This window comes from Bacillus massiliglaciei (genome assembly GCF_900098925.1).
GTDB classification, from domain to species: domain Bacteria; phylum Bacillota; class Bacilli; order Bacillales; family DSM-1321; genus Peribacillus; species Peribacillus massiliglaciei.
Map to the genome: position 1 here is coordinate 15,968 of NZ_LT622354.1, position 25,992 is coordinate 41,959.

The 25,992-nt window shown below is 41.7% G+C and carries 29 protein-coding genes, 3 pseudogenes and 1 riboswitch; of the genes and pseudogenes, 24 read left to right on the plus strand and 8 right to left on the minus strand.

All coding sequences use genetic code 11. From position 1 onward, the window contains the following. Nucleotides 1-165: 165 nt before the first annotated feature. Complete coding sequence (locus BQ4305_RS03065) at nt 166-804, plus strand: TVP38/TMEM64 family protein (protein ID WP_199880533.1); 639 nt, start codon at nt 166-168, stop codon at nt 802-804. Between the two features lie 131 nt (nt 805-935). Here BQ4305_RS03065 and BQ4305_RS21235 read toward each other — a convergent pair whose 3' ends face one another. Further along, nucleotides 936-1,106, minus strand: coding sequence for a hypothetical protein (locus BQ4305_RS21235; RefSeq protein WP_199880534.1), 171 nt, complete (start codon nt 1,104-1,106; stop codon nt 936-938). Nucleotides 1,107-1,208: 102 nt separating this feature from the next. Here BQ4305_RS21235 and BQ4305_RS03070 point away from each other — a divergent pair, with 102 nt between their 5' ends. The 7 genes from BQ4305_RS03070 to BQ4305_RS03100 all read left to right on the plus strand — a co-directional run bounded on the left by BQ4305_RS03070 (nt 1,209) and on the right by BQ4305_RS03100 (nt 7,847). Continuing rightward, nucleotides 1,209-1,394, plus strand: coding sequence for a hypothetical protein (locus BQ4305_RS03070; RefSeq protein ID WP_110926420.1), 186 nt, complete (start codon nt 1,209-1,211; stop codon nt 1,392-1,394). A gap of 195 nt (nt 1,395-1,589) precedes the next feature. Next, nucleotides 1,590-2,384, plus strand: coding sequence for a delta-lactam-biosynthetic de-N-acetylase (gene pdaA / locus BQ4305_RS03075; RefSeq protein WP_110926421.1), 795 nt, complete (start codon nt 1,590-1,592; stop codon nt 2,382-2,384). Nucleotides 2,385-2,491: 107 nt separating this feature from the next. Beyond that, nucleotides 2,492-2,845: a DMT family transporter gene (locus tag BQ4305_RS03080; RefSeq protein ID WP_110926422.1), complete on the plus strand. Its 354-nt coding sequence runs from the start codon at nt 2,492-2,494 to the stop codon at nt 2,843-2,845. A 61-nt stretch (nt 2,846-2,906) separates the two neighbouring features. Then, the gene (locus BQ4305_RS03085) at nt 2,907-3,791 is read left to right on the plus strand and encodes a DNA-3-methyladenine glycosylase family protein (protein WP_110926423.1); all 885 of its coding nucleotides are present in this window, start codon (nt 2,907-2,909) and stop codon (nt 3,789-3,791) included. Beyond that, on the plus strand, nt 3,788-5,161 hold the full coding sequence (gene rlmD / locus BQ4305_RS03090; protein WP_110926424.1) for a 23S rRNA (uracil(1939)-C(5))-methyltransferase RlmD: 1,374 nt from the start codon (nt 3,788-3,790) through the stop codon (nt 5,159-5,161). Before BQ4305_RS03085 ends, rlmD begins: the two co-directional genes overlap by 4 nt. 379 nt (nt 5,162-5,540) lie before the next feature. After that, nucleotides 5,541-6,521 (plus strand): tRNA dihydrouridine synthase, encoded by a 981-nt coding sequence (locus BQ4305_RS03095; RefSeq protein WP_110926425.1) that lies wholly within the window; start codon nt 5,541-5,543, stop codon nt 6,519-6,521. A gap of 267 nt (nt 6,522-6,788) precedes the next feature. Beyond that, nucleotides 6,789-7,847 carry a DUF1835 domain-containing protein gene (locus tag BQ4305_RS03100; RefSeq protein ID WP_110926426.1) on the plus strand — a complete coding sequence of 353 codons (1,059 nt, stop codon included), beginning with the start codon at nt 6,789-6,791 and terminating at the stop codon, nt 7,845-7,847. Nucleotides 7,848-8,046: 199 nt separating this feature from the next. On the opposite strand, the gene BQ4305_RS03105 is transcribed toward BQ4305_RS03100, so the two are convergent. Next, nucleotides 8,047-8,757 carry a GGDEF domain-containing protein gene (locus BQ4305_RS03105; protein WP_110926427.1) on the minus strand — a complete coding sequence of 237 codons (711 nt, stop codon included), beginning with the start codon at nt 8,755-8,757 and terminating at the stop codon, nt 8,047-8,049. Between the two features lie 330 nt (nt 8,758-9,087). Between BQ4305_RS03105 and BQ4305_RS03110 the strand changes: the two genes are divergently transcribed. The 11 genes and pseudogenes from BQ4305_RS03110 (at nt 9,088) to BQ4305_RS03170 (ending at nt 16,943) form a co-directional block, all read left to right on the plus strand. Beyond that, nucleotides 9,088-9,771, plus strand: a complete 684-nt coding sequence (locus BQ4305_RS03110; protein ID WP_110926428.1) for a type 1 glutamine amidotransferase domain-containing protein — start codon at nt 9,088-9,090, stop codon at nt 9,769-9,771. Nucleotides 9,772-9,862: 91 nt separating this feature from the next. Then, nucleotides 9,863-10,153, plus strand: a complete 291-nt coding sequence (locus BQ4305_RS21240; RefSeq protein WP_199880535.1) for a putative quinol monooxygenase — start codon at nt 9,863-9,865, stop codon at nt 10,151-10,153. A 52-nt stretch (nt 10,154-10,205) separates the two neighbouring features. After that, nucleotides 10,206-10,304: riboswitch (purine riboswitch) on the plus strand. A 65-nt stretch (nt 10,305-10,369) separates the two neighbouring features. After that, a complete protein-coding gene (gene add / locus BQ4305_RS03120) occupies nt 10,370-11,377 on the plus strand; it encodes an adenosine deaminase (RefSeq protein WP_110926430.1) in 1,008 nt (335 codons plus the stop codon). Nucleotides 11,378-11,480: 103 nt separating this feature from the next. Next, nucleotides 11,481-12,236, plus strand: coding sequence for a glycoside hydrolase family 25 protein (locus BQ4305_RS03125; protein ID WP_110926431.1), 756 nt, complete (start codon nt 11,481-11,483; stop codon nt 12,234-12,236). A gap of 97 nt (nt 12,237-12,333) precedes the next feature. After that, a complete protein-coding gene (locus BQ4305_RS03130; protein ID WP_110926511.1) occupies nt 12,334-12,705 on the plus strand; it encodes a PadR family transcriptional regulator in 372 nt (123 codons plus the stop codon). Continuing rightward, nucleotides 12,677-13,264 (plus strand): HAAS signaling domain-containing protein, encoded by a 588-nt coding sequence (locus tag BQ4305_RS03135; RefSeq protein WP_110926432.1) that lies wholly within the window; start codon nt 12,677-12,679, stop codon nt 13,262-13,264. Before BQ4305_RS03130 ends, BQ4305_RS03135 begins: the two co-directional genes overlap by 29 nt. A gap of 22 nt (nt 13,265-13,286) precedes the next feature. Beyond that, the gene (locus BQ4305_RS03140) at nt 13,287-13,568 is read left to right on the plus strand and encodes a DUF3784 domain-containing protein (protein ID WP_234396859.1); all 282 of its coding nucleotides are present in this window, start codon (nt 13,287-13,289) and stop codon (nt 13,566-13,568) included. A gap of 188 nt (nt 13,569-13,756) precedes the next feature. Beyond that, nucleotides 13,757-14,062 (plus strand): annotated as a pseudogene (locus BQ4305_RS03145) (DUF2089 family protein). 494 nt (nt 14,063-14,556) lie between these two features. Beyond that, on the plus strand, nt 14,557-15,231 hold the full coding sequence (locus BQ4305_RS03155; RefSeq protein WP_110926434.1) for a VOC family protein: 675 nt from the start codon (nt 14,557-14,559) through the stop codon (nt 15,229-15,231). Between the two features lie 20 nt (nt 15,232-15,251). Then, entirely contained in the window at nt 15,252-15,668 is a 417-nt protein-coding gene (locus BQ4305_RS03160) for a UPF0715 family protein (RefSeq protein WP_110926435.1), read from the plus strand. Between the two features lie 578 nt (nt 15,669-16,246). Beyond that, nucleotides 16,247-16,943: pseudogene (locus BQ4305_RS03170) on the plus strand (class I SAM-dependent methyltransferase). Between the two features lie 61 nt (nt 16,944-17,004). Here the strand turns inward: BQ4305_RS03170 and BQ4305_RS03175 are convergent. From BQ4305_RS03175 to BQ4305_RS03185, 3 genes are all read right to left on the minus strand, one after another. Continuing rightward, a complete protein-coding gene (locus BQ4305_RS03175) occupies nt 17,005-17,361 on the minus strand; it encodes a GIY-YIG nuclease family protein (protein ID WP_110926437.1) in 357 nt (118 codons plus the stop codon). 22 nt (nt 17,362-17,383) lie between these two features. Further along, nucleotides 17,384-18,130 (minus strand): DUF2087 domain-containing protein, encoded by a 747-nt coding sequence (locus tag BQ4305_RS03180; protein ID WP_110926438.1) that lies wholly within the window; start codon nt 18,128-18,130, stop codon nt 17,384-17,386. Between the two features lie 398 nt (nt 18,131-18,528). Beyond that, nucleotides 18,529-18,966: a GNAT family N-acetyltransferase gene (locus BQ4305_RS03185; protein WP_110926439.1), complete on the minus strand. Its 438-nt coding sequence runs from the start codon at nt 18,964-18,966 to the stop codon at nt 18,529-18,531. A gap of 220 nt (nt 18,967-19,186) precedes the next feature. Here BQ4305_RS03185 and BQ4305_RS03190 point away from each other — a divergent pair, with 220 nt between their 5' ends. From BQ4305_RS03190 to BQ4305_RS03210, 5 genes and pseudogenes are all read left to right on the plus strand, one after another. Then, on the plus strand, nt 19,187-20,059 hold the full coding sequence (locus tag BQ4305_RS03190) for a YitT family protein (protein WP_110926440.1): 873 nt from the start codon (nt 19,187-19,189) through the stop codon (nt 20,057-20,059). A 220-nt stretch (nt 20,060-20,279) separates the two neighbouring features. Next, a complete protein-coding gene (locus BQ4305_RS03195; protein ID WP_110926441.1) occupies nt 20,280-20,933 on the plus strand; it encodes a hypothetical protein in 654 nt (217 codons plus the stop codon). 17 nt (nt 20,934-20,950) lie between these two features. Beyond that, the gene (locus BQ4305_RS03200) at nt 20,951-21,769 is read left to right on the plus strand and encodes a dihydrodipicolinate synthase family protein (RefSeq protein ID WP_199880536.1); all 819 of its coding nucleotides are present in this window, start codon (nt 20,951-20,953) and stop codon (nt 21,767-21,769) included. A gap of 21 nt (nt 21,770-21,790) precedes the next feature. Beyond that, a pseudogene (locus tag BQ4305_RS03205) lies at nt 21,791-22,146 on the plus strand (YybH family protein). A gap of 108 nt (nt 22,147-22,254) precedes the next feature. Continuing rightward, complete coding sequence (locus tag BQ4305_RS03210) at nt 22,255-22,932, plus strand: MOSC domain-containing protein (protein WP_110926443.1); 678 nt, start codon at nt 22,255-22,257, stop codon at nt 22,930-22,932. 296 nt (nt 22,933-23,228) lie between these two features. Here the strand turns inward: BQ4305_RS03210 and BQ4305_RS03215 are convergent, their stop codons facing one another. The 3 genes from BQ4305_RS03215 to BQ4305_RS03225 all read right to left on the minus strand — a co-directional run bounded on the left by BQ4305_RS03215 (nt 23,229) and on the right by BQ4305_RS03225 (nt 25,395). After that, on the minus strand, nt 23,229-23,594 hold the full coding sequence (locus BQ4305_RS03215; RefSeq protein ID WP_199880537.1) for a hypothetical protein: 366 nt from the start codon (nt 23,592-23,594) through the stop codon (nt 23,229-23,231). A 143-nt stretch (nt 23,595-23,737) separates the two neighbouring features. Then, nucleotides 23,738-25,198, minus strand: a complete 1,461-nt coding sequence (locus BQ4305_RS03220) for a sodium:solute symporter family protein (protein ID WP_110926445.1) — start codon at nt 25,196-25,198, stop codon at nt 23,738-23,740. Further along, the gene (locus tag BQ4305_RS03225) at nt 25,195-25,395 is read right to left on the minus strand and encodes a DUF3311 domain-containing protein (protein ID WP_110926446.1); all 201 of its coding nucleotides are present in this window, start codon (nt 25,393-25,395) and stop codon (nt 25,195-25,197) included. Before BQ4305_RS03225 ends, BQ4305_RS03220 begins: the two co-directional genes overlap by 4 nt. Nucleotides 25,396-25,992 lie beyond the last annotated feature (597 nt).

Genomic DNA, 25,992 nt, shown 5'->3' on the forward strand with positions numbered 1-25,992 from the left:
CCTCCTAAAAAAGTCTTTCGAACAGCTGCTTTTCACCTTTTTACAGGGAAAAAAATACGATAAGTAAATAAGGGCCAACAAATAACGGAAATAATGTCTATGTATTTGCTGTTCGGGGTAAAGGGAAACTATGTATTTTTGCGGCGCAAGACAGGGGGAGTTTTTTTGAAAAAATATCTGTTGGTAATCTCTGTCCTTATTTGGATCTCCATTGCCGCGGCTGGCTGCCATTATGGCCTCCTGAGTATGAATCTGAATGAACTGAAGGCGCTGCTGAATCAGGCTGAGGAGAGTATAGGCTTTTTATTTGTTCTGTTTTTTTCCTTGAGAATCCTGCTTTTTATACCAAGCTCTGTATTCATTCTGACCGGGAGCATGCTTTTTTCGGTCTGGGAAAACCTGATTTTTGCCCTTCTAAGCATGTTCATTACGGAAAGCCTGATTTATTTCTATGGACGGTATTTGAACAGGGCGCGCGTGATTACTCTTATAGCAGAAAAGTATCCTAAGCTATATGGAAAAATGAACCGGAAGAAATATATTTATTTGTTTTCTGTCATAGCCCTGCCTGCAGCCCCGACTGACTTTGCCTGCTTGCTCGCATCGGCTCTGCGGATGAAATATCTCTATTACATCGGAATAGTCCTGATCGGGTATATCCCGCTGATTCTTTTGTATTCTTTATTCGGAAAAGTTCTCATGAACCACAGTTCTCTTATGGCGATTCTGTCTGCAACAGTGCTGGCCGGATGCGTTCTGGTCATTGTCTTTAAATCGAAAAAGGAATTATCAAAGGAATGTTAAGGCTGAAAAAAGGACTGTAACCGGAACCGCTTTATAGTTCTTCCCTGCATATTTCTACGGATGAAAAAGGAAAAAGTTTCAAAAAAATAATAAAGAAGGATGCCTTTTTTACTTGGGCATCCTTTTAGCGTTCAGCTGGATTCTGTCTGGCTTTCTAGCTCGTTTTCATCCGTGTCTGGAAAAGGGTCTGCCCGGCCGGCCTCATGCTGCTCCAGCCCCTGATTGATAAAGAAGATGAACACGCCTCCGCCCATCGACACCAAGGCGATGAACAGAAGCGATATTGCCCAAAGTTCTTCCATAATGAAGTCCCCCTTTACTAAAAATATATGTTCTTCAGATATGAAATTCCCACATTTTCAAAAATAAACTGCATATATTGAAAGGGAAAGGGGGGATACAACATGTCAAATAACGTTTTCTTGTTGTTTGCGGCGCTTTTATCCGGCTTTGCGTTCATCCGCCTTCCAGTTGAAGGAACGTTCTTAGAGTCATTGGGCGAGTTCTTCGATATCCTAGGAATTATTATTGTCATCGTCTTTGCAGTGGTTATTGTTTGGCAAGCATTGCGGGCCGTCTTTAGCCGCTAGGTCAGTCACGGTTGAAGGAGACACCTGAAGGAGGGGTGTCTCCAGGCTGCAGTCCGTTTCATGTAAAGGGTTGTCTTACTCTATATATGTAAGCGTTTGCTTTTTAGTGGAAGGTGCCTATTCAAGGTGCCTTCTTTTTTGCATATTAAAACGTATATGTTGAACACTAAAAAGAATAGAACAGGAGGTGTGTGAATGAAGAAATTATCTGTCTTGGGCTTGACTTTCTTTTTTCTGCTGGCATTTGCCGGAAATGTTTCTGCTCAATCCAATGCGTCTTATAATTGGGGATTCATGAAAGGGAAAAACGGGAAACCGGCAGAAGCGGGTGCCGAGTTTGATGAGATGCTTCCCAAGTATGAGGCTGTTTATAAAGGGGACACAAGCAAGAAGGATATTTACCTTACATTTGATAATGGCTATGAAAACGGCTATACCGAGGGAATCCTGAATGTGCTGAAAAAACAGCAGGTTCCTGCGACCTTCTTTGTCACCGGGCACTATTTGAAAACAGCACCGGAGCTGGTGAAACGGATGGCAAATGAAGGCCATATCGTAGGCAACCATTCCTGGTCCCACCCGGATATGACGAAAAAGACAAATGAAGTCATTCGCAAGGAACTGCTGAAGGTCAAGGAGGAAACAGAGCGCCTGACCGGCGTTCAAACGATGAACTATCTGAGACCGCCGCGGGGAGTATTTAACGAGCGAACCATGAAAGTTGCCAAGGAAGAAGGCTATTATCACATCTTTTGGTCACTGGCCTTTAAAGACTGGATCGTCGATCAGCAAAAAGGCTCCGATTATTCTTACCGGGAAGTCATGAAGCAAATCCATCCGGGCGCAATCCTTTTGCTGCACACAGTATCGAAGGATAATGCTGAGGCTTTGGATTCCATCATTACCGATCTGAAGAAAAAAGGCTATACATTTAAAAGCCTGGATGACATGATGGCTGAAAAAGAACTTCCTGACTTTATGAAATATTGATTTATCTGAAAAGCATCCTGCCTGCAGCGATGCTTTTTGCTTATGGGTAGGCGAATGACCTTATGGCATGATATGGTGAAGGTAAATGTTTTTAGGAAGGCGGTCATATGGGTTATCTGTTTTTAATGATTTCAATCATTGGCGAACTGATTGGCACCTCGATGCTTAAGGCATCAGAATCCTTCACCAAACTGTGGCCGGTACTCGGAACCGTGGCTGGCTTTGGCTTGTCGTTCTTCTTCTTATCATTGTCACTCAAAACCGTTCCGCTGAATGCCGCTTATGCCATCTGGTCAGGAATCGGGACTGTGGCAACGGTTATCATCTCGGTCTTAATCTGGAAAGAAAAGGTCAATATAGGCAGTGTGATCGGCATTGCGCTGATTATCGTCGGCGTCATTGTTCTGAATCTGTTTGGTCCAGGCCATGCGGAGGCGTCAGTCCAAAGCGGGCAAGAGTAAAGTATTTTCAGGGAAAACGTGCTATAATACGTGGAATAAACGGCAAAAGGATGGATGGCCCGTGTGGACGGAAACCGTTTCGATTCAAGGACCTTATAATTTTGACTTAGTACTTGAACGCTTATCAATGGATCCGCTTCAGGCAGTTAATTTCCAAGAAAAAACAGTGCTTGTCCCGCTGATGATCGGCAATCAGCGGACCGTTCTCCATGTTCAGGCAGCCGGAAGTACAGCTGAACCGGTTTTTCATGTGACAGCCCTGACTGAAGGAGAGAAAGGACCGTCTCTGGATAAATTGAAAAAAATCTTTCACTGGCATATGCCGCTTGCAGATATCTCTGAACATTTTTCCAGAACGGATTTGCAGCCGGTCTTTGAAGAACATCACGGAACGCCGATTGTGCTCGATTTTGATTATTTTTCCTGTCTGGCCAAGTGCATAATCCATCAGCAGCTGAATCTTTCATTCGCTCATACATTGACCGAACGGTTCGTAAAGACTTACGGAACGAATGTGAAAGGGGCCTGGTACTATCCAGCTCCGGAAAGGACGGCAGCGCTAACAGCAGAAGAGCTGAAGGCACTGCAGTTCAGCGGCAGGAAAGCAGAGTATGTCATCGGCCTTTCAAAAGAAATACTTTCAGGTAATTTGGATCTGGAAGGTCTTTCTCATAAATCAGATCAGGAAATTATGGATAGACTAGTAAAAATACGGGGAATCGGCCGCTGGACAGCGGAAAACTTCCTGCTGTTCGGACTTGGCCGGCCCAACCTGTTTCCAAAAGCGGATATTGGCATCCAAAATGCCTTAAAGCAATTATACAGACTGCCCCAAAAGCCAACCGAGGAAGAAATGGAGACATACAGCAAAGCCTGGTCTCCCTTTCTAAGCTACGCTTCCCTCTACTTATGGAGAAGCATCGAAAAACGGAGTGAAAAGAAATGACAAACCAAGTAGTAGAACTGAATAAAGAATTCCCGCTGACCATCAAACGTCTCGGCATTAACGGAGAGGGAGTCGGCTATTTTAAAAAGAAGGTAGTCTTTGTTCCGGGCGCCCTTCCAGGCGAGGAAATTGTCGCAACCCTCACGAAGGTTGAACCGAAATTCTCAGAAGCCAAAATCAAAAAAATCCGGAAAGCCTCTCCGCACCGGATTGCCCCGCCGTGTCCAATCTATGAAGAATGCGGCGGCTGCCAGCTCCAGCACCTTGCTTACAGCCAGCAGCTCGTTCAGAAACGTGATATGGTCGTCCAGGCAGCGGAACGCTATTTAAGAGTGCCTGTTGAATCGTTGAATATCAAAGAAACCATTGGCATGGAAGACCCTTGGAACTACCGGAATAAGAGCCAGTTCCAGGTCGGTCAAAAGGAAGGCAAGCTGATTGCGGGACTGTATGGCATCAACTCACATTCCTTGATTGATATTCCGAACTGTCTTGTCCAGCATCCTGCCAGCAACAAGGTCACACGTACAGTAAAGAAAATCCTGAAAAACCTCAATATCCCGATCTATAACGAAAGAAAGCGGAAAGGGGTCATCCGCACTGTCATCACACGGGTCGGTTTCGAAACAGGAGAAGTGCAGGTCGTCCTTGTAACCGGATCTGCAGACATTCCGAACAAGGACAAGCTGATCAAGCAAATTAAAGACCAGCTTCCGGAAGTGAAATCACTTGTACAGAACGTGAACAACAAAAAAACATCGCTTATCTTCGGCGACAAAACGATTCATCTGGCAGGCGAGCAAATTATTAACGAAACGCTCGGCGATCTCTCCTATGAGCTGTCTGCCCGGACCTTCTTCCAGCTGAACCCGATTCAAACCGTCCGCCTGTATGATGAAGTCAAAAAGGCAGCAGCGCTCACGGGAAAAGAAAACGTCGTGGACGCCTACTGCGGTGTCGGTACAATCGGTCTCTGGCTGTCAGAAAGCGCGAAAGAAGTCCGCGGCATGGACGTCATCAGAGAATCCATTGACGATGCCCGGAAAAATGCCAAGCGCCATAAACGCCAGAACGTCAAATATGAAGTAGGCAAGGCAGAGCAAGTCATGCCCCGCTGGGTAAAAGAAGGCTGGAAACCAGACGTCGTTGTCGTTGACCCGCCAAGAACCGGCTGCGACCAGGCTCTGCTCAGCACCATCATCAAAGCCAAGCCAAAAAAAATCGTCTACGTATCCTGCAACCCATCTACACTGGCGAAAGATCTGAAAGAACTGAGCAAGCTGTATAAAGTAAAATCCATGCAGCCTGTCGACATGTTCCCTCAGACGAGTCATGTGGAAGTCGTAACGGATTTAGAATTGAAGATGTAACCCAACTGTTTCTTGAAAGACCTATCAATCGGCAGCTGTTCCGATTGATAGGTCTTATTTTTATGGGCATTCTTTGCTTTGTTCTTGATTACTCTTTCGAAGAGTTCTTTATTAAACTTGAGTGCTGGAATTTGGAATGGAGGCGGTTATTTTCAGGAATTTATTTAATTAACAATAGAGTTTCTAAACTTAAATTGAAGGCTGGACCTTAGAATCCCTGCTGAGCCAAGTCCATTTTTCAATCCAGCCTGCCATTTCGTAAAAATTAACATTTCCAATCTGTTTGATAAAAAGGGCGAAAGCATGGTATAAGTGTAAAAGAAGCTTTAGATAAGGGACTGTTTTATCATCCCTGCATGAAAGGATTGGAAGCAGAATTATGAAAGAGAATTTTTGGCGTGATTTACCACGGCCATTTTTTATATTGGCACCAATGGAAGATGTAACAGATGTTGTGTTTCGGCATGTTGTGAGTGAAGCAGGCAGGCCTGATGTGTTTTTTACAGAGTTCACGAACTCGGAGAGCTATTGTCATCCAGAAGGACGCAACAGTGTGCGCGGACGCTTGACGTTTACAGAGGACGAACAGCCGATGGTAGCCCATATTTGGGGGGATAAGCCAGAATATTTTCGGCAAATGAGCATCGGAATGGCGGAGCTTGGATTTAAAGGGCTGGATATCAATATGGGCTGTCCTGTCCCTAATGTGGCACAGCATGGAAAGGGGAGCGGACTGATCCGCCGTCCGGACGTAGCGGCTGAATTAATTCAGGCGGCTAAAGCAGGCGGATTGCCTGTAAGCGTCAAGACCAGGCTCGGCTTTGCGGAAGTAGAGGAATGGCGTGACTGGCTGACGCATATCTTGAAACAGGACATTGTGAACTTGTCCATTCATCTCCGGACAAGAAATGAGATGAGCAAAGTGGATGCCCATTGGGAACTGATTCCGGAGATTAAGAAACTTCGGGACGAAGTGGCGCCGGATACACTTTTGACCATCAATGGGGATATCCCTGACCGTGAGACTGGCTTAAAGCTCGCTCAAGAATACGGAATCGACGGAGTGATGATCGGACGCGGGATTTTCACCAATCCATTTGCCTTTGAAAAGGAACCGAAAGAGCACAGCAGTAAGGAATTGCTTGATCTCTTAAGGCTGCATCTGGATCTTCATGATCAATATTCAGAACTGGAGCTGCGTTCATTTAAGGCTCTTCATCGTTTCTTTAAAATATATGTTCGCGGATTCCGGGGCGCGGGTGAATTAAGGAATCAATTAATGAGCACAGAGTCAACAGATGAAGTGCGTGCCATGCTTGACCGTTTTGAGGCAAAGAATCTTGAAACAATGGATGAATAGTTAAAAGGACAATTAAACAGGGCATCTTATAAGAGAGAAGCGGGAATGAATTCGGCAGAGAACCGGAGTTATTCCCGCTTTTTTTATCAGCAGCTCTCAGTTGACTGCTTGAGTTATTGGGATATCAGTATGGATAACGATCTTAACTTGATGGGAGAGAAGGGCGGATTTCCCCAAAAAAGTTGAATTGGAAATAATATAGGTTTATAAAGAAGTGAACAAGTGAGGTCAGATAACTCTCTTTTTAAATCAAATAAGGAGTTGCGTATGGACAAAATACAGGAACTAGAAGAATGGAAAAAGGCCATTGCCGGACTGTCAGAAAAAGACGCGAAGTCTCTGCTTCTTCAAATACTGCTGCGGCTGAAGCTTGTGGGAAAAACGAATGATCCAGAAATCGCTCATTATAAAGAAGTGGAAAATGTATACGATATGGTATTCAAACTATCAAATGAAAAGTCAAAAGAGGAGAAAGCGAATTTTCAAAAGGTACATATCCTGTTTGGGGCAGCAAGTGCTGGCTCGTTGAACATGTCATTGAAGAAAATGGGAGCCGATTCTGCGGAAAAAGTTATTTGCCTTTGGGATATATTATCGGTTGGACCAATCTGGGCGCTGCATAGCAAGGCAGGACAAGAAGCGAGAATGGAATGGCTGAAGAGCAGAATCACTGATGAGCATGGTGATTTTAAGGAACAGCAGCAGAGGTTCTTTCAGACCGTCCATGAGATAGATTCTATCCCTGGGGATGTGCCGATTACGATCTGGGCGGCTGATAATGCAGATGAACAGACAGGACTGCGGTTTGTTCTCTATTTATTGCGAAATAAAACGAATGGTATCAAAGTGATGAATACAACTAAATTACACGCAAAATACTTCAAGCCGCCGGAGATTGAGTATTCCATGTTACATACAGGAGAAATTCCGCCAGAAAAGTGGACAATGATGTATAAGGAAGATAGATTCGCTTCTATGTCGATGGATGAAAGAGGGAAAATGGAAACAGAGTGGGAAGCTCTTGCGGATACAAAGGAGACTTTGCGCATCTGGAAAAATGAAAAAATAAAGAGTGTGAATGAGGATTATTATGATTCATTTATGATAAATATGACGAAAAAACTGCAGCTGGAGCGAGAAAGAGAACAAGAATCCGAACCGTTTATGAAATCAGCAAGGCTGATTGGGGAAGTAATCGGGCATTTAAATCAGTATGTAGGGGATGACTTCCTAGAATATCGGCTGAGAAAGCTGATAGAAATGGGTGTTTTTGAGAAAACAGGCAGTTTAAAAGCAATGAGATATTACAGTATAAGAGTGAAATGAAAGACTTAAACCCGCAGAATTTCTTTGCAGATGGGCGAATTATGGAAGACACAGGGATTTCATAGAAGAGTGTAAGTCTCGAGTTTCTTGAAATCCCGGAATTTATCGTATAGTGTTCTCCATTTTAACAAATGATCTTTTAAAAGAATATGTAATTATCGGAAAACTAATAAGACTTAAATGGTATAGCTGCCCCCACTTATTGATCAAGAGACATTGTGTTATAGGCAGGGCCGCCGCTATGTTTTGTTAAGGGATCGGAATGCTCTGATGTTTTCTTTGATTTCTTACTGCGATACATTTTTTCATCTGCGATCTTTATTAATTCAAATAAGTTTTTACTGTGAGTTGGATAGATGGCTGAACCTGCAGAAATTGAAATGGGAATTTGCGTTTGTTCTGAAAGATCCTCCAATCTCTCTTCTATTCTTTGAAGAACAGCTTGCAACCCTTTCTCGTTATTGTAATGGCCAATCACCAAGAATTCATCGCCGCCCCATCGAGCCACTATATCACTATTTCTTGTAGTTTCAGCAAGTGTTTCGCTAATTCTTGTTAAAATCATGTCACCTTGATGATGCCCATAATTATCATTGATCGTTTTGAAATTATCGCAATCTACAACTAATATAAATAACTTACTGTTGGACTGTTCCGCTAGAGCTGTAATATTTTTGAAAGCGGTTAAAATAAACCGCCGATTATATATGCCTGTAAGTTCGTCTTTCTCAGACATAAACCTCACTTTGTCATATTGTTTGCCAGCCCAGTAACCAAACCAAATTAAAAACGGATATGAATATAAATCAAAAGGTTCTGCTTTCCCGTCACGAAGAAAATAGTAGACAATATAAACAGAGTGAAATAAAAAAACACATAAACTACCAAAGATTCTGCCAGTATATTTCATAATTCCCTCACCTATCATCAGTCTAAAGTTCTATTTATATCATACCATGTATTCATGCTGATTGTTTCAGAAAAATGAATTATTTTCCAACTATTTTTATCCATTTTTTCATGGACAAGTATAAGATTTCCTGTCCATGTGAATCTTATGATATAGAAATTAGACAGTCGTTCTCCCGACAATGATTATATATACAAACGGCAGGGAATAGAAAAGGTGCCGACACTCTCGGTAAACGGAAAAAAGCGGACTTTAGATTTTTACGATATCTTACCGGCTTCCATTTCTTAAAATATGATAGAGGCCGCATAACAACTGGAGGGAATAGTGATGGCAAAAGTATTAGCCGTTTTATCAAGCGGATATAAAGATGAGGAAAATAATTATTCCACAGGCTGGTGGGGAGAAGAGCTGTTTGCTCCGCTGGAAGCATTAGAAAAAGCAGGCCATCAGGTGGACCTGGCTTCACCGCTCGGAGGAAAACCAGATGTGGATGAAACGAGCTTTTTGCCTGAATATGATCCAGAAGGAACATATAAGTCCCTCTATGAAACAGGAAGGGCTGACAGTACACAGAAACTGGCTGATATAAACCCAAAAGAGTATGATGTGGTATTAGTGGTTGGGGGGCATGGGGCCATGTATGACCTTGCCAAAAATGAGGATTTGCATGGAATTATCAACGCCATTTATGATAATGGAGGAATCGTCGCTGCGGAATGCCATGGTCCCGCCCCGCTTATTTGGACCACAAGGCATGATGGGAAGAGTATTATAGAAGGAAAGAAAGTAACGGGCTATCCGGACGAAATTGAACCGGAAGGCTTGCTTGATATCCTTCCATTCAGTCTTGAACAGGAAATGACGAAAATTGCCCAATACGAGAAGGGCGATTTAAGCCAAACGGGCCATGCTGTTTGGGCAGATGATCAAATCATTACCAGCCGGGATCCATTTTCATCTGAACGAATGGGTGAAGAATTGGTTAAAGCACTGGAAAAGCGAAATAAATAATAAAGGAAATGCTGTCCTGAAGAAAGGAAAAATGCCTCATACGTGCGGGGCATTTTTCGATTTCGAAAAAAAGAAAGCGGGAGGTCTTACTGTGTATATTGTTCATGTATCCATAAAGGCGAAAGAAGAAGCAATAAATGATTTTATAGCTGCCGCAGAAGAAAATCGAAGAAATAGCTTAAAGGAAGAAGGGGTTCTGCAGTTTGATCTGTTCCAAGACCGCGAACAGTCTTCCCAATTCCGAATGATTGAAGTATATCGATCGCAGGAAGATCAGCTGAAGCACCGTGAAACAGCTCACTTTGCCCGCTTTAAAGAAACAACAGCGGATTTGCTTGTCGAACCTTATACGATTCAGACTTTTGAAAAGCTTTTTACATAACATGAGAAAACACCATATTGACAATCTATCTTTTTTTTCTTATCCTTTAAAGCAAGATAATCAAATACGTTTTCGTATAACTCCAATAATATGGTTTGGGGGTCTCTACCAGGAACCGAAATTCCTGATTACGAAGAAAGTACACGTTCTGTATTTTCTTTGTGGTCAGGAATTTTTTTATTTTACTAGAAAAAAACTTTAGCTGGAGGTCACGTCATGAACTTTTTAGGATTGCCCAAAATAGAACTTCACTGTCATTTGGATGGCAGCCTGAGGGTAGAAACGGTTATAGATATTGCGGAAAAAGAAGGGGTTCCGTTACCCGCTTATAATCAGGAAGAACTGAAAAAAGAGCTGGTTGCTCCTTTGGAATGCGAGTCCCTTGATGAATATTTAAAACGGTTTTTTCTTCCCAATTCGGTCATGCAGTCCAGGGAGAGCCTGAGAAGAATTACATTTGAACTTTTCGAGGATGCGGCCAAGGAAAATGTAAAATACATGGAGGTTCGGTTTGGGCCGCAGCTTCACACCGTGAAAGGACTGAGTCTGGAAGAAGTAATTCAAAGCGTGATTGACGGGATGAGGGAAGCGGAAAGCCAGTATGAAATTAAAGGCAATATCATCCTGTCCTGCCTGAGATCCATGTCCGTTGAAAGTGCCTTTGAAGTGGTGGAGAAAGGAAGGGAATTCCTTGGGAAAGGTGTAGTCGCCATAGATTTATGTGCCGCAGAGCAGGCTGGTTTTTCTGAAAAATTTGCAGAACCGATTGCCCTTGCCAGAGAGTATGGCTACAGGGTCACCATTCATGCCGGGGAAACAGGGATCGGCAAAAATGTTCTCGAAGCCGTTGAATTATTGGGTGCAGAGAGGATCGGGCACGGGGTTTTTATCAAAGATGATACGGAGGCCTATCGGAAAGTAAAAGAAACAGGAGTCGTGCTGGAAATGTGCCCGACAAGCAATATTCAGACAAAGGCGGTTCAGCAATTTTCTGAACATCCGATTTATACCTTCCATAAAGATGGAATCAAAGTGACCATCAATACAGATAACCGAACAGTCTCGGATACAACGATGCAAAAAGAAATCGGTTTAGTAAACGAAGCCTTTCACTTAAGCGAAGAGGATTACAGACAAATTTATGTGAACAGTGTGGAAGCAGCCTTCACTGACGAAGAAACGAAAGAATGGTGTCTGGCCCAGTATAAAAAGAAATATAGCTGACTAAATAAGCCTGGTTACAAAAGTAATGCTTCTATTACGTTGTAGCCGGGCTGTTTTTATTTTATAGTGAAAAAATAGAAAGAAATGCCAAGGAGTGGAAATCATGAACGTACGTAAGAAAACGACAAGACAAAAAGTCATTGTGACAGGTATGTTCCTTCTTGGCTTAGGCTTGCTTTTGGCAGCCTTTTTATGGTTTCAGGGAATCTTCATCCCAAATGAGTTCCGTGCTGACCCGTACCCGGTTAAAGGGGTGGATGTATCCGCTTATCAGGGAGAAATAGATTGGTTGAAGCTGGAGAAGCAGGGGCTTGCTTTTGCCTTCATAAAAGCCACTGAAGGAAGCGGCTTTGTTGATAAGATGTTCAAAAAGAACTGGGAAGCGGCCGATGAAACCACGTTGAGGACAGGGGCCTATCATTTCTTTAGCTATGACAGCAAAGGGGAAACACAGGCTCAAAATTTTATAAATAATGTGCCTGTCCGTGAGCAATCATTGCCTCCGGTCATTGATGTGGAGTTTTATGGTGATAAAGAGAAAAATCCCCCTTCCCGGGACCAGGCAGAGGAAGAGCTGCAAACTATGGTGAACATGCTGGAAGACCGCTACGGGAAACGCGTGATCATTTATACGACGAATAAAGCGTACGACTTATATATAGAAAATAGTTTTGACCAATGCGATATATGGATACGGGATGTTTTCACCTCCCCCTCATTGCCGGATAAAAGGGAGTGGAGCTTTTGGCAGTATACGGACCGTAAGAAATTAGTAGGATACAGCGGCAAAGAAAAATTCATTGATGTGAATGTCTTTTATGGAAGCGAACAGGAATTTAACGTATATGGAGATGGATAAGGAGGTCTTGATTTCGCCGGTCTTTTGCGGAATCAGGCCTTATTTGCAGTCACTATATGTGATTGATATATAGTTCGTTTTTATGTATACTTTAAATATGGAAATACATTCAAAAGACGATAAGTGGATTGTTCAGCTGAGGAAGGGAATCTATGAGTTAGCCATTCTTTCTTTATTAAAATCTCAGAATATGTACGGATACGAAATATCCAAGTTTCTTAGGGTATTTCCTGTTTTATCCATCTCAGAAGGAGCAATATACCCGATCTTAAAAAGGATGGCTGCAAAAGAGTGGATATCTTCTTACTGGCAGGATCCAGTCGATGGTCCAAGGAGGAAGTATTACCAAATTACCATTAAAGGTGAAACTGTGTTGAAAAGCCGTTTGTCTCAGTATCGGGAAATGTATGATGTCTTAGTATATTTAGGAGAGGGAAGCCATGAGAAAAACGGAGGAGACCATTCATGAATATATAAAAGAACTCTCCGGGTCTTTGGACAGTCTTTCGGAAACCCAGCGCAGCAATCATTTAGCTGAGGTCGAAGATCATATGACCCTTTTTGTAAAAGATCAAATGGAGCAAGGCTATTCACAGTCTGAAATTGTCCAGAAGATCCGGGAGGAATTTTTGCCGGCAGGGGAATTGGCGAAGGAATTCATTAGTGAATCAAAGGAACATGGTTCTGAGAACAAAAGCCGCTGGTATTTGCTTGGAGCGGTCTCTGTATTCTTAGTGATACCTTTCCTCTTTCCAAAGAGCGGGAGTCTTCCTTTAGCCTTGCTGTTTTTCATTTTTGCTTACCTTGTATTTACTAAAAAGACAATATGGGGATTCTTTATTATCAAACACAGCCAGCACCGGATTACGAACAGCCAGAAGGTGTCCGTTCTGGGCGGCTGGTATTTGTTGCTGGCAGGGCTGCTTATCCTGCTCGGAAATTTTATTAAAGCAGAATATATCATTGGCATGATTGTTCTTTTGGTTTTGCTTTTTACGTTCTATATCAAAAAACGGTTTGTTCAGTGATAAAGTAAATGAAATGGAGGAAATGATGGATATAAAGGTACTGATAATCGGAGTGATCATGCTGCTGCTCGCCTATGTGGTCGGAGTAAAAAAACAGACGCAGTTTCTGACGGGCTTCAACCAGCACCGTGTCAGGGATAAAAAGAAACTGGCTGAAATGGTAGGATGGTCCAGCTTCGTTTTTGGAATCACTTTAGTCATCTCCGGCTTTGTGAAGATCATTCAGCTGGAAATCCTCATGCCGCTAATTGTCATATTCTATCTTTTGCTGGCAATTTACGTGAATGCAAAAATGGTCGAGTAAACTTTGGCAGTTATTCAAATTAAATGGTTTCTGGGATAAATATCAAATTTCTCAAAAGGGAAATTTGATATTTTTTTTGCTTAAGCTGCATGGATTTCTTTTTTACGAATCATTTTCTTATAAATATATAAGATAGGTTTAATTTTATTAAAAGACATGGTGATCTGAAATGGAAGGGGAGGGGGAATATGGTGGATCTGAAGAAGGTGCCGAATTGGATTTTGGCTCTCGAAAAGGAGGATCTGGAGTTCATTAAGAAATTTGTTTTAAACTCAGGTTCTTTAAAAGAAATAGCAAAGCTCTACGAGGTTTCTTATCCAGCCGTAAGGCTTAAGTTGGATCGGCTGATAGAGAAAATCAAAGCAAATGATGCGGAATAGCACGAGGAATTTATTACATTTATTAAGAACCTTACCATTGATGACCGGATCAGCCTGAAGGATGCAGCATTGATTATCGAAAAATACAAGCAGGAAAGGGAGGAGAAAAAATGAACGATTTTTATGGAGTGTTCATAGCTGCCGGTGTTTTGGCGGTGGTCCAATACTTTTTTTCTGCGCGAAACAGTGTCTATTGGGGAGCGGTGATTCCGGCAGGTTTTACGGTCTGACTATCTTGGATGTTTGCGGCCAATCAGATAGAAGGTGCACTTAAGTTCATACTTCTCCTCTTATTGGGGCTGATTTTTCTTCTGGCGGAATGGTACAGCGGCAGGGAGTATGTAAAGGCCAAGAGACAAAAAGAATTAGATACTTTATGATTTGAAATAAGAAGTCTTGAGGTTTTTTATAAAGTCTATACAGGAAATCTCCCCAAAAAAGAGAAACTGCTAGTTGAGGCTTAAAAGGATGAATCTGATCATGCCGCGTTATAGAATCATTGCTTTAAAACAAATGAAAGAGGGCTGCCAATGAAGGCGGTCCTCTTTGGATCAGTGTCTTTTTGTCTCCGCGATAGGGACATGCTTTTAATAGACAAGGGGGAAATTATGGAGATTAAATCTGTAACCTTACAAACGGACAGACACAAAGAACTGAAATCATTTTATACAGACCTTTTTGGTTTTCCGCTTATAAAAGAAGAAGCAGAAAGCTTCCGAATTGCAGTTGGGAACGGTGAATTAGAGTTTACCTCTAAACAGGTTACAGGCAGCCCGTATTATCACTTTGCATTGAATATCCCGGCCAATAAATATAATGAAGCCAAATCATGGGTCCAAGAAAGGGTTCACTTAAATACAGAGGATGGGGTGGATGAGGCGGATTTTGCCCATATGTCCGCGCATGCCTTCTATTTTTATGATTCTGCCGGTAATATAGTGGAATTCATTTCAAGGCATACCGTTTCAGAAGAAAGCGGAAATCCTTTCTCAGCAAAAGAGGTATTGAATATCAGCGAAATCGGGGTTACGGTGGATGATGCCGTGCAGGCAGGGGGGAAACTGATTCGTAAGGGGATTCGTGAACGGGATAATGAAGAATTAAGTACCGTCACGCTGAATTTTATGGGCGACAAATCGAAGGGAATCTTTATCATCCTGAATCAGCCCGGAAGAAGGTGGATTTTCTCAGATAAAGAGTCCGCTGTATTCCCCCTGGAAGTCATCACTTCTGCCGGCCATAGAATAGTCGTGGATGCAAAAAGGCTTTTTGAAATCTTTTAAACGTCTGTGGAGGGAGAAAATTGAATGCGGATAAACTGAGTGAAAGCTTATCAAAACTTAGCGATGTCATCCCGTATTATTTTGGATGTTTGGTCCTTTCCTGTGTCTCTTTTTCAATCTCTCTGGCAGTCAGCGTCGGGCTCCTCTCTTTCGGGATGATAATTGTGTATTCTTTTTACACGGTCATCCCATATCTGGTGTTTGCAGTCCCCTTGCAGGTCCTCTTTAATAAACGCCCGCGAAGATTCCATATAGGGTATCTGCTGGCATACACCATTCTGTCCATAGCGGCTGTTTTTTTAGTGGAAGCACTGATTTTTAAAGAAGAAACTACCCTTTTCGTAAGTCCGGATTTTTACAGTGTAAGTTTTGCAGCTGCTGTCATTTACTGGTTTTGGGATTCTGTTTTCCTGCAAAGAAAATACCATTTTTCATAATCTGTACCCCTTAAAATAATGGTGCTGTTTTTCTGTAAGCAAATTACTTCCAAAACAGTGCATCTGCATATAAAATCAATATGGTCCTTCTTACGAAAGGATATCAGTATGAAAGATTTTCTTTCCAGCTTTCTCCTTATAACAAGCTGGCTTATATTTGTTATGAGTGCATATTTATTTTTCTGGACAATTATCATGCCTTTATTTGCGTTTATTCCATTCTGCTTAGTTCTGAGCATTGGTTTAATCTGTTTGTATGTTTCCAAAAGACTGGACAGCAGACGGAACGCGAAGTGATCATTTATACAGCCTGTAACCGGTTTACAGAGCGGTTCAATCATATTTAAAGCTATTATTTTTCTTATTTTTACACTAAGGGGCTATCGTGGGAATGCTAAAGAGAAAAAAAGGGGGAGGGAAGGGAACTGAGCCATTTTATAAGGAGAAAACTAGTTGTACTGAATACACGGAGATGGAAAGAAAATAAAGGCAGTTCACATCGGCTTGAAGGTTGTTAGTTTACATACATAACATCTCAAGCCGATTTTTTGTATGAAAAGATAATAGGGGGGACGAGTATGAAACTGAATTTGGGTTCAGAGGAATCTATGAAAAGATGGGACCGTTTTGCAGATACATATTCCGCTCATCATGGAGAACAGGGAGATCTTCATAAAGAGGTTTTGCTAAACCCGGTATTGTTCTCGCTGATGGGATCAGTAACAGGTAAAACCGTCTTGGACGCCGGATGCGGGGAAGGATATTTAAGCCGGATATTAGCAAGCTTCGGAGCCAATGTGACAGCTGTGGATTATTCACCGAGAATGATAGAAATTGCGAAGGATAGAACGCCGCATGATTTGGAAATCAAGTATAAACAGGGGAATTGTGAAGATGTCTCTTTTTTAGACGGTGAGGCGTTTGATGTCATTGTTTCCAACATGGTGATTCAGGACCTTGCTGATTATGAAAGCGCGTTTCAGGAAATGTACAGGCTGCTGAAAGACGGAGGACGGGGAAAAGCTGAATTGGAAGGTAGATCGCTATTTTTACGAAGGCGCCTATGAACAAAGATTGGGCGATCAAGAGAAAATGCTGATTTTCCATCGAACCTTAACGAGTTATATCACCGCATTGCTTCAGACAGGTTTTAGCTTAGAAGCCTTGGAAGAGCCAAAGCCATCAGAAGAAATGCTGGCCAAATATCCTTCATTCAGAGAGGATTTCAGATGTGCGGATTTCATCGTTTTTAAACTGAGAAAGGGGAAGGCCTAAAAGGAGTACAGCACCCCCTCTTTCCAAAATGCTGACAGGAAGAGACTGTGCTGTGTCTTTACTAGATGTTTGGTTTTTTATATCCAAGGACTCCATGAGGCTGCAGTTTTTCTGCCCATTTTTCTTCCAGCTTTGCTAAAGCCTCTTTCTCGTTAAAAAAAGGGCTGTCTTTCTTTTCTAATTTCTCTAAGATTTCAAAGCTGAACGCGTCTTTTCCATACTGATTCCATTCATTCTGAAGTTCTTTATTGGTGGTATAGGTGTTTGTTTCCAGCATGAAGGCAACGCCATTTAATGTTTTAAAATTGCGGGTACTGCCTATAAATATTTTATTGTTTTTTACATTTTTGATTTGGTAAATCCCTGCTTCAATGGCTGTTTCTTTGAATTGTTGTTTTAATTCCTTTTTTCGACCCATAGCGTTCTCCTATTGTTATTGATTATTTTTTCACCCAATATTCGCTTCCATCTGGTTTTCGATCGATCAGTCCATATTCAATCAAATATCTTCTTATCAAAACATAATCTTCATAAAAGGCCTTTAATGATTGATTCAGTTCTTTCTCATCATATATACGACCGATCGTTAATTGGTTTGCAATTTCGCGAAGAACAACCAGCCTTTGCTTTTCCTTTGGCGGGAATCTAGTTAAAGACCCTTCTGAAAAGTAACGATTGATAATCTGCTTTTGTTCTTCTTGTGTAACATTGTATCGTTCATCGACCATTGTGGCCGTTTTATGCACAGGCAGGAAAGCCGGGGCATAGCGGTCTTTTTCCTTGAGTAATTCCATCATAGCTAAAAAAGTCTTTGCCTGCCGTTCCTTTTCTTTTAAGGCAAAGCGGTGATGACGGATTGTTGAGGTGCTTCCAACATCTAAATCATTTTGGATTTCTTTGTCGCTTTTTCCTTGATAAAAGAGCTGCAAAAGACTTTTTTGATGATCGGTAAGACCGGTCAGCTTTTTGTCCATCTTAAGTAAATACGTGAAAACGGATTCATGCGTGCTTTCTATATGGACTCTGATAAATCTTTCTGCTTCGTAAAGCCTGTCTTTATAAGGGTAAATAATGCCCTTTTCAATCTTTTCACCGCACAGCAGGCAAAAAAATGAATCTCCCTCTTGGATATAGCCCTGTTTCATTTCTTCCAAAGAGGACTCCCAAAACATACTCGATAGCTCCATGGTCACAATCCTTTCTGTCTTCTTTAGGCCAACAAAACGTTAGAAAGTTTACTTTATAATAAACATATTATAACTTTGTTTGTATTAAGTCAAACAAAACTAATATTTGTTTGTTGGTGTGTGAGTGTTTTAGGGAACTATTTGTTTCTATTCTCTTTCGAATTCTCTTTAACCATCAGTTTGAGGCAGGAGCTAGGCAATGTGGGATTTAAGGGACATGTTCGAGGAAGGTGATTGCTGAACTGCTGTTCTTATGAAGCTTTATCGGGAAAGGGGGAGAGGGCCGCTGCCTTAGGGGGATTTTAATACCATCGTTTGCAATCATGCTGATTCAGAGCAGCGGGAGGTAAGATTCTTAAAGCCATTTTAAGGGGTTACCTGCTCCGTACTTTCCTATTTTAGAGCCTCTTTAAAAAGACATAGCTTACTTTGTCATACTCCATTTTCTCTTCATAAAAGCGGTGGGCATCGGTCCGCTGCAGTCCGGATGAGAGCGAGACAATAGGATAGCCATGATCTTCAGACCATTTATGTACATAATTCAGAAGAGCCTCCCCATATCCTTTTGAGCGTTGGGCTGAATCCGTCACAAGATCACAGACCCAGATAAACTTTCCGTTGTATAAAGTGATCATTGGCATAAAGCCAGTGACCGCAACTATTTCTTGATCCTTATATAATGCAGCCATTTTATAATGCTCTTTTTCGACCGCTTCCTGTACCAATTGGAGATAGCTTTCCTCGTCCAATTTCGTCCTTAATTGCTTCATCACAGGATAGGCTTCCTTCCATTCCTGCTCTGTTTCTAATTCTTTAATGAAAAAGTCTTCTGCCATTTCCTCTCACTCCTTTGAAAATAAAGATAAGCCATCGGTTAATAAAGTGTGCCTTTGCACTTCCTGCTTTAAGTATAATCGAAAACCAGAATTTGGATAGATGGATTTTCAAAGCGGGTTTTTTTATTTCAATGGATAACTATGCTAAAATGGTGAATAGTGAAAAGAGCTATGCCAAAAAATTGGTCTGGTTCAATAAGATTGAAAAGAGGAAATAACATTGAACACGATCACAGCAAAAAGACGCAATAAACTGATATTGATAGGACGGGCAATATTAGTAATTATCGGGGGATTTTTGGCTGCTTATGGACTGGAAACAGTATTGATCCCGAATAACGTATCAGATGGAGGCGTGACAGGATTAAGCATTGTCGCTTCACAGTTTACGGATTTGCCGCTGAGTATTTTCATTGCGGCTCTAAATATTCCTTTCATTTTTTTAGGCTACAAACAAATTGGGAAAAGTTTTGCAATATATTCAATTATTGGCATTGTTTCCCTTTCGGCCGGTACCCTCCTGATGCATCATGTGGCGCCGATTATCGATGGAGATACCTTATTGGTTACCGTTGTCGGCGGGGTCATTCTCGGGTTTGGAATGGGTTTAGCTTTACGTAATGGCGGAGCATTAGACGGCATTGATATGCTGGCTGTTCTGCTGTCGAAAAAACTTCCCTTTGGAACAAGTGATTTAATTTTATTTTTGAATTTATTTGTTTTCATTATCGTCTCAAGTGTCTTCGGTCTCCAAGGCGCCATTTTATCAGGAATTGCCTACTTCATCGCATCGAAAGTGATCCACATTGTGGAAGAAGGTTTAAGCGGGTCGAAAACCTTTAAAATCATTACAGCCGATCCTGAACTAATGGTTGAAACAATCCGGGACCGATTAGGGCGCGGTGCAACCTATACACTGGCGCTTGGCGGCTATACGAATGAAGAATTCAAGGAAATTACATGTGTCATTAACCGTTTGGAAGAAAGCAAAATGAAAGAGATTATTTATGAAATTGATCCAAAAGCCTTTGTTGCCATCTATGATGTTTCAGAAGTCAAAGGCGGAAATTTCAAAAAGAGAGACATTCATTAATCTGATGCTTCCAGCAGTACAGCAGCTGTATGGAAGAACCATATAAAAAGGTTCGGCTTTTATACCGAACTGAATGCAAAGCCGGGTCCAATGGATCCGGCTTTTTTATGATGGGATTTCTAATTTTAGAAGATAAAAAGGGTGATATGATATATAATTTGAATAATTGAAAAATGGAAATAAAATCTATTTTTTTAATTAGGAAACAGGATGTATATGAATGATAAAAAACAAAAAACTGCTTGTGCTTGCCATATTCTTTTTTGTTGGATATATGGCGCTGAGTTTTCACTTATTCCATGAAAATATACATGGAGATGCCGGCTTATCCGTATTAAATGTACTTGTTTACACGGGTAACGGGCTGCAAGTCATAGGAATGCTATTGGTTGTATGTTTATTTCTCCTCGCCAAATCGGTTAAAAAGTACTATGCAGCAGCGGTCGTGCTTACTGTGATAGCGGCGAGTTTTGGCCCTGCGATGGCAGTGAGCGCATTTCAGAAAACCATTGCTGCAGATATTTATGCTGTTTCGTACAAAAGCAATTCGAGTAAATGTAATTTTGAAAAGACTGATGAAGCAACCCTTCATGGTGAGTGTGAACTTCCTTTCGAAAATTACAGCAGTGACGATGTGCCATTCACTCTTGAGTTTTATGAAAATTTCCAAGGAGAAGACGGAGAACCAATGGTTTCTCTTTTAAACAGAAATGGTCCATACCAGGTGAAATTAAGCGGACATGAAAGAAAAACGGTAAGAATCGAGTCGGATATAGATGTATCGAATATCGAGAATCCGATAGAAAGCGGAAGTGTGTCTTATGTGAATATCCGAATCAAGCATGGAACGAAAGAGAGAAACTTATGGCGTTAATAGAAGGGGGATTTTTTGTGCTAAAGGAAGATTTCCATGTGGCCGTTCCAACGGCTTTTTTTGAAGATGAATCTCTGAATATCCAAGGTACGGTACAGCATATTAAAAACCTGTACCGGCAAGGGGTTCGGTCTGTGCTCGTCTGCGGATCAACCGGAGAGCAGCATAGCTTAACACTAAACGAGAAGCTTGAAATCCTTCAGGCGTTAGAAGCGGAAGACGAACTTATGACCAATATGGAAATCATTTTCGGACTGTCTTCCATCAGACAGAAAGAGGCAGAAGAACTGGCCAAGCAGATTCGTTCTACAAACATTGCCGGTGTTCTGCTCGGATTTCCGCCGTATGTGCTGCCGACTCAGGCAGAGGCTTTGGTCTATGCGGAAAAGCTAATCGAGCTGACAGAAAAGCCGACGATTCTTTATAATAATCCGCTGCGAACGGGCTTCCATTTATCTATCGAAAGCATGATTCAGTTAAGCCGGCTGGACTTTGTTATCGGGTTAAAGGAAGCCGGTGAGAAAGAAAGGGTCATAACGTTGAGAAGAGAAATACCGGATGATCCATTCTTTTTTTATGCAGGAGGAGAAATGGATTTGGCTGCGAAAATAGAGCTGGGCTTTACCCGGTTATCGTCGATTTCAGGGAATGTCTATCCAAAAGAGATTAAATCATGGTTCCATAAACTGCTGATGGATCAAGCTCTGACTGGATCGGAAGAAGAAGAAGCGGCCAGGATGATAAAGCAAATATTCACTGGCTCGCCTTTAGTGAATCTGAAGATGATGATAAAAGGTCTCGGCGTATGCAGAAGTCCTTTAGGGAATAACCAGTAAAGCAGAGATGATAAGGAGCATATGGAGCACAAATTAAAGGAAATGATTAAAGAGTGTGACCTTGCAATCCAGCGAGAAGACTTTGATAGATTGATGGATTACTATACGGATGATGCAATATTAGTTGTAAAACCTGGCAAGATTGCACATGGAAAAGAAGAAAGTCAAAAAAGCATTTATCGTTATAGCAAAATATTTCAATAACAGTATTGTACCTGCACAAGGAGAGATGATTATTTTAGAAGCGGGGGATACGGCTTTAGTTTTATCCCAGACACTGTTAGCTGCAGATAAAAGGGACTCCGACTTTTCAATGGATATGTGTCATTGATAACTCATATGGGACCGAATTAATTGGGGCTGATTTGAAAATGTAAAGCTTATATATGAGTCTTTTATACAAACCCTCCTGTCCGGGGGGTTCGGACAAAACCATCTGATGATACGATGGATAATAAATTACCCATACATACAGGAGGGTTCACATGGGAACACAAACGTATCCAGTGATATCTTTGAATGCAGGGAAAGTGGAAACTGTTACTTACGGGAATAGAACATTTGAATCGGCGATTAGGAAGACAGCTGTTCAGGAACCTATCTTTCTGAGCAAAACCGGATTATTAAATGATGAGCATGCCTATGAACATCACGGCGGAGAAGATAAAGCAGTGTGTTTATATCCATATGACTATTATGCATATTGGAAAGAGCTATTACATAACTTTAGTGAAACAGCCTTATTCGGAGAGAATATAACAGTGAAGGGATTAACCGAAAAAAATGCCCATATCGGCGATGTTTTCTCTTGGGGCGAAGCACTTATACAGGTTTCAGAGCCCCGGAATCCCTGTTATAAACTCGCTGCAAAATATGAAGTTCCGGATATGGCGGTCCGAATGAGGGATACCGGCTATACTGGTTTCCTTTTTCGTGTATTGAAAGAGGGATATGTGAGGCCGAATGATGCCTTAGTTTTAGAAGGGGCTGATCCCGAGCAGGTTTCAGTGGCTCTTGTTAATCAAGTGAAGTTTTTTGATCGATATCATAAAGAAAAGCTGGAAAAAGTGTTAGCCGCAGATGCATTGTCGGAAAGCACTTGGACTGTGTTAGTTAAGCAATATCAATCAAATAGGACAAACAGCTGGGAATTGAATGAGTAAAATAAGAGTCTATTTCGGGGGATATTTTCTATTTTTCCCATTATGCTGATGATAAGCTTTGTCTTATGGCGGGTGCTGATCCAAAGACATAATACATGGCGCATTTTACCAGATTTCTTATCCGTTATCGCGATCTATTATCTTATTGTAAGTGTATGTTTCGCTCTTTTTCTATCAAAACATGCTAAAGAACGGAAGAATACTGATTCATAATGGTTTAATAAAAAGCCCAGACTCCTATGTAAGGAATTTGGGCTCTTTCGCAGTCAATCCATGTTCAAAGGGTCATCTGCTTATCAAATTTTCCTTTTTCGGGCATTCATACGGCTGTATTGGCTGTCTTCATGAAGAGTTTTGGTGCGGTATTGACGAACCCATTCTGGTTCATTGGGGATGGAGTTGGGAGTGATGGTTTCCGGCTTAATTAACGTAACATGGTCCTTTCCCCATTTCCAAAAGTCTTCTGAATCCACGAATAAATAGGTTCGGTCCCCGACTTTCCGCCGAAAAGCAGGTAAGTCCAGATGTAAAATCCATTTTCGAATTTGGTGGCCGCTTGCCCACAGAGAGTTGGATAAATCATTAATCGAAAGCAGCTCTCCCATTTTCCTCACCAACTTTCTTTTAAATTTGACTGCATAAAAATATAGATTCATAGTCAACTTTTACCCCTGGTTACACAAAAAAACACTAATTTTACAGAAAATAGTAAAAAGGTCCTTTGGAGAATAAAGGGCGGAAGGCTCTCTGAAGCATAAAAAAACAGCAGATACAAATTCTTGATTTGTATCTGCTGTTCCGGCAATTATTCTATTATAGGCTGTGCTTTCTTCCTGAAAAGGAGGCTCACGGCCAGCATGACAAGGATGTTGACTGCTAAAGCAATGATGCCGACATTCAAATCTTTCGCCGCCTGCGGCAAGGATGGGAAGAGGGTGCCGATCGTTGTGCCGCTTAATGTAATATAAGTGACAACGGCGAGCCCCGAAATGATTCCGGTGACGGCGCCGTATTTATTGACGATATTGTTCTTCTTCAAACTGAAAAGCAGAGGAGGAAACAGCTGTGTAATCAGGCTGTACCCCATGATAATTAAGTTAGACATCGTGTCACTGCCATTTAACGTAAAATAGACGGAAATAAGGGCAACAGCAGGGACAAGCCATTTAGCTAATCTCATGACATTTCGATCGGTCGCTTCCGGCCTGAATACTTTATAGACATTTTTTGCAAGCATACTGGATACGCTCATTAACAGCATCGATCCCGGCACAAGGGCGGTCAGCAAGCCGGCCCCGCCAATAACACCGATGAACCACGGATCAAACGTTTCGATGGACAGCCTTAATAATGACAGGTCGCCATCCGCACCTTTCAGTCCGGGCACTTTCAAAATAGCCGCAAACCCGACAAAAAAGACAAACAGCAGCATCAAGGTGTATAAAGGGCTGATGATTGCGTTCTTTCGGAACACCTTCCCGCTTCGTGCGGAATAAGTGGCAGCAAACACCTGCGGCCACATATAGAAGCCAAATACGAGCAATATGACGGTTGAGATAAACCAGGATACGCTCAGTCCCTGATCAGGAAGTGTCAGGAATCCGGGCCGGGCTTCATGGATGGCTTCGAACATGGGCTGATAGCCGCCATAATAATGAAAGGGCAAATAAATTCCTAAGAACATAATGACAATGATCATCATGATATCCTTGATAACGGCCGTCCAGGCGGAGCCGTGAATACCCGAAATCATCACATAGATCGTCAGACTGACAGCCCCCATCCACACGGCTGCACTCATTGAAATAGCTCCATAAGAAGCTTCAGATACAATGATGCCAAGCCCCTTCAGCTGTACGACAATAACGGGGATCATGGAGATGACGCCGACAAACGCGGCCAGGATTCCCAATCCAGGACTCTTATATTTGCTTACAAAGAAATCAGATTGCGAGACAAGCTGATGTTCTTTCGCATACTTCCATATGGCGGGAAGCAGCCAGTAAGACAGGACATACGATAATGTGATATATATCAGAACATAAAGGGCAGGAGCCCCTTTGCCGTATGCCCATCCGCTCCCTCCAAGAAAAGAAAAGGTCGTATAAATTTCCCCGGCCATCAGCAAGAAGACGAAGATCGCTCCGAAACCGCGGCCGCCGACCGTCCATTGCTCCAGGTTCATGTCTTTCCCTTTGGTCGCCCGGATTCCGAGGAAGATCGCTGCCAGTAAAAACCCTAAAATAATAATAAGTGCAATGTTCATCCCTCGTCACCGTCCCGATTCCTTGGATCAAGCTTATACATGACTCCTAAAATGACCGAAGTGAGCACGACCCACATGGCCATCCAGAACATATAGAATGGCATTCCCAATACGTAGGGCTCCACTTTATTTACAAATGGGAGAAACCCCAATATGCCTATGAAAGGCACGAGAGACAAAATGTATAATATCCTCACAAATGAACCTCTCCGTTCTCAAAAAATAATGATGCAGTTAGTTTTAGCAAATATAGCTACTATATAGCACCTGATTCTTATTGTATATAAAAATGCTTATTATCTCAGCAAAATTTTTAAATAGACAGACGAATATCGAAGGGAGATTAATCTAAAGGTGAATAATTCTGCTTTTCGATGACACCGATAGGGAGTTAAGGTATGAGGGCGTTGTTCCTTATGATTCTATAGACTTCTTTTTAGCTTAAAAGCTGTAAAACAAAATTTCATCTAAACAAAATGACAAAATGATATCTAAACCGGAGGGGTAAAGTGTTTATCCTAAAAGACGTAAGTTATGATCAAAGCAAAGTTCTGGTAAGTGCAGAAATAAAAGGCAGGCAATCATATGAAGAAGATGGAATATGGAAATATTAAGGAATCAATTAAATCATTTGGATGTTGATTCAGAGCTCAATAGATTTCTATAATGGAACCGGCTCTCTCAATTTTCATATTAGGAGAAATAAAACGAGAGAGCCTCTTAATCTAGATAGCGGTCATGCTGCTTCTAAAATGGGGACAGAATCAGGGATTTCATTAAGAATGAGTGTGTAT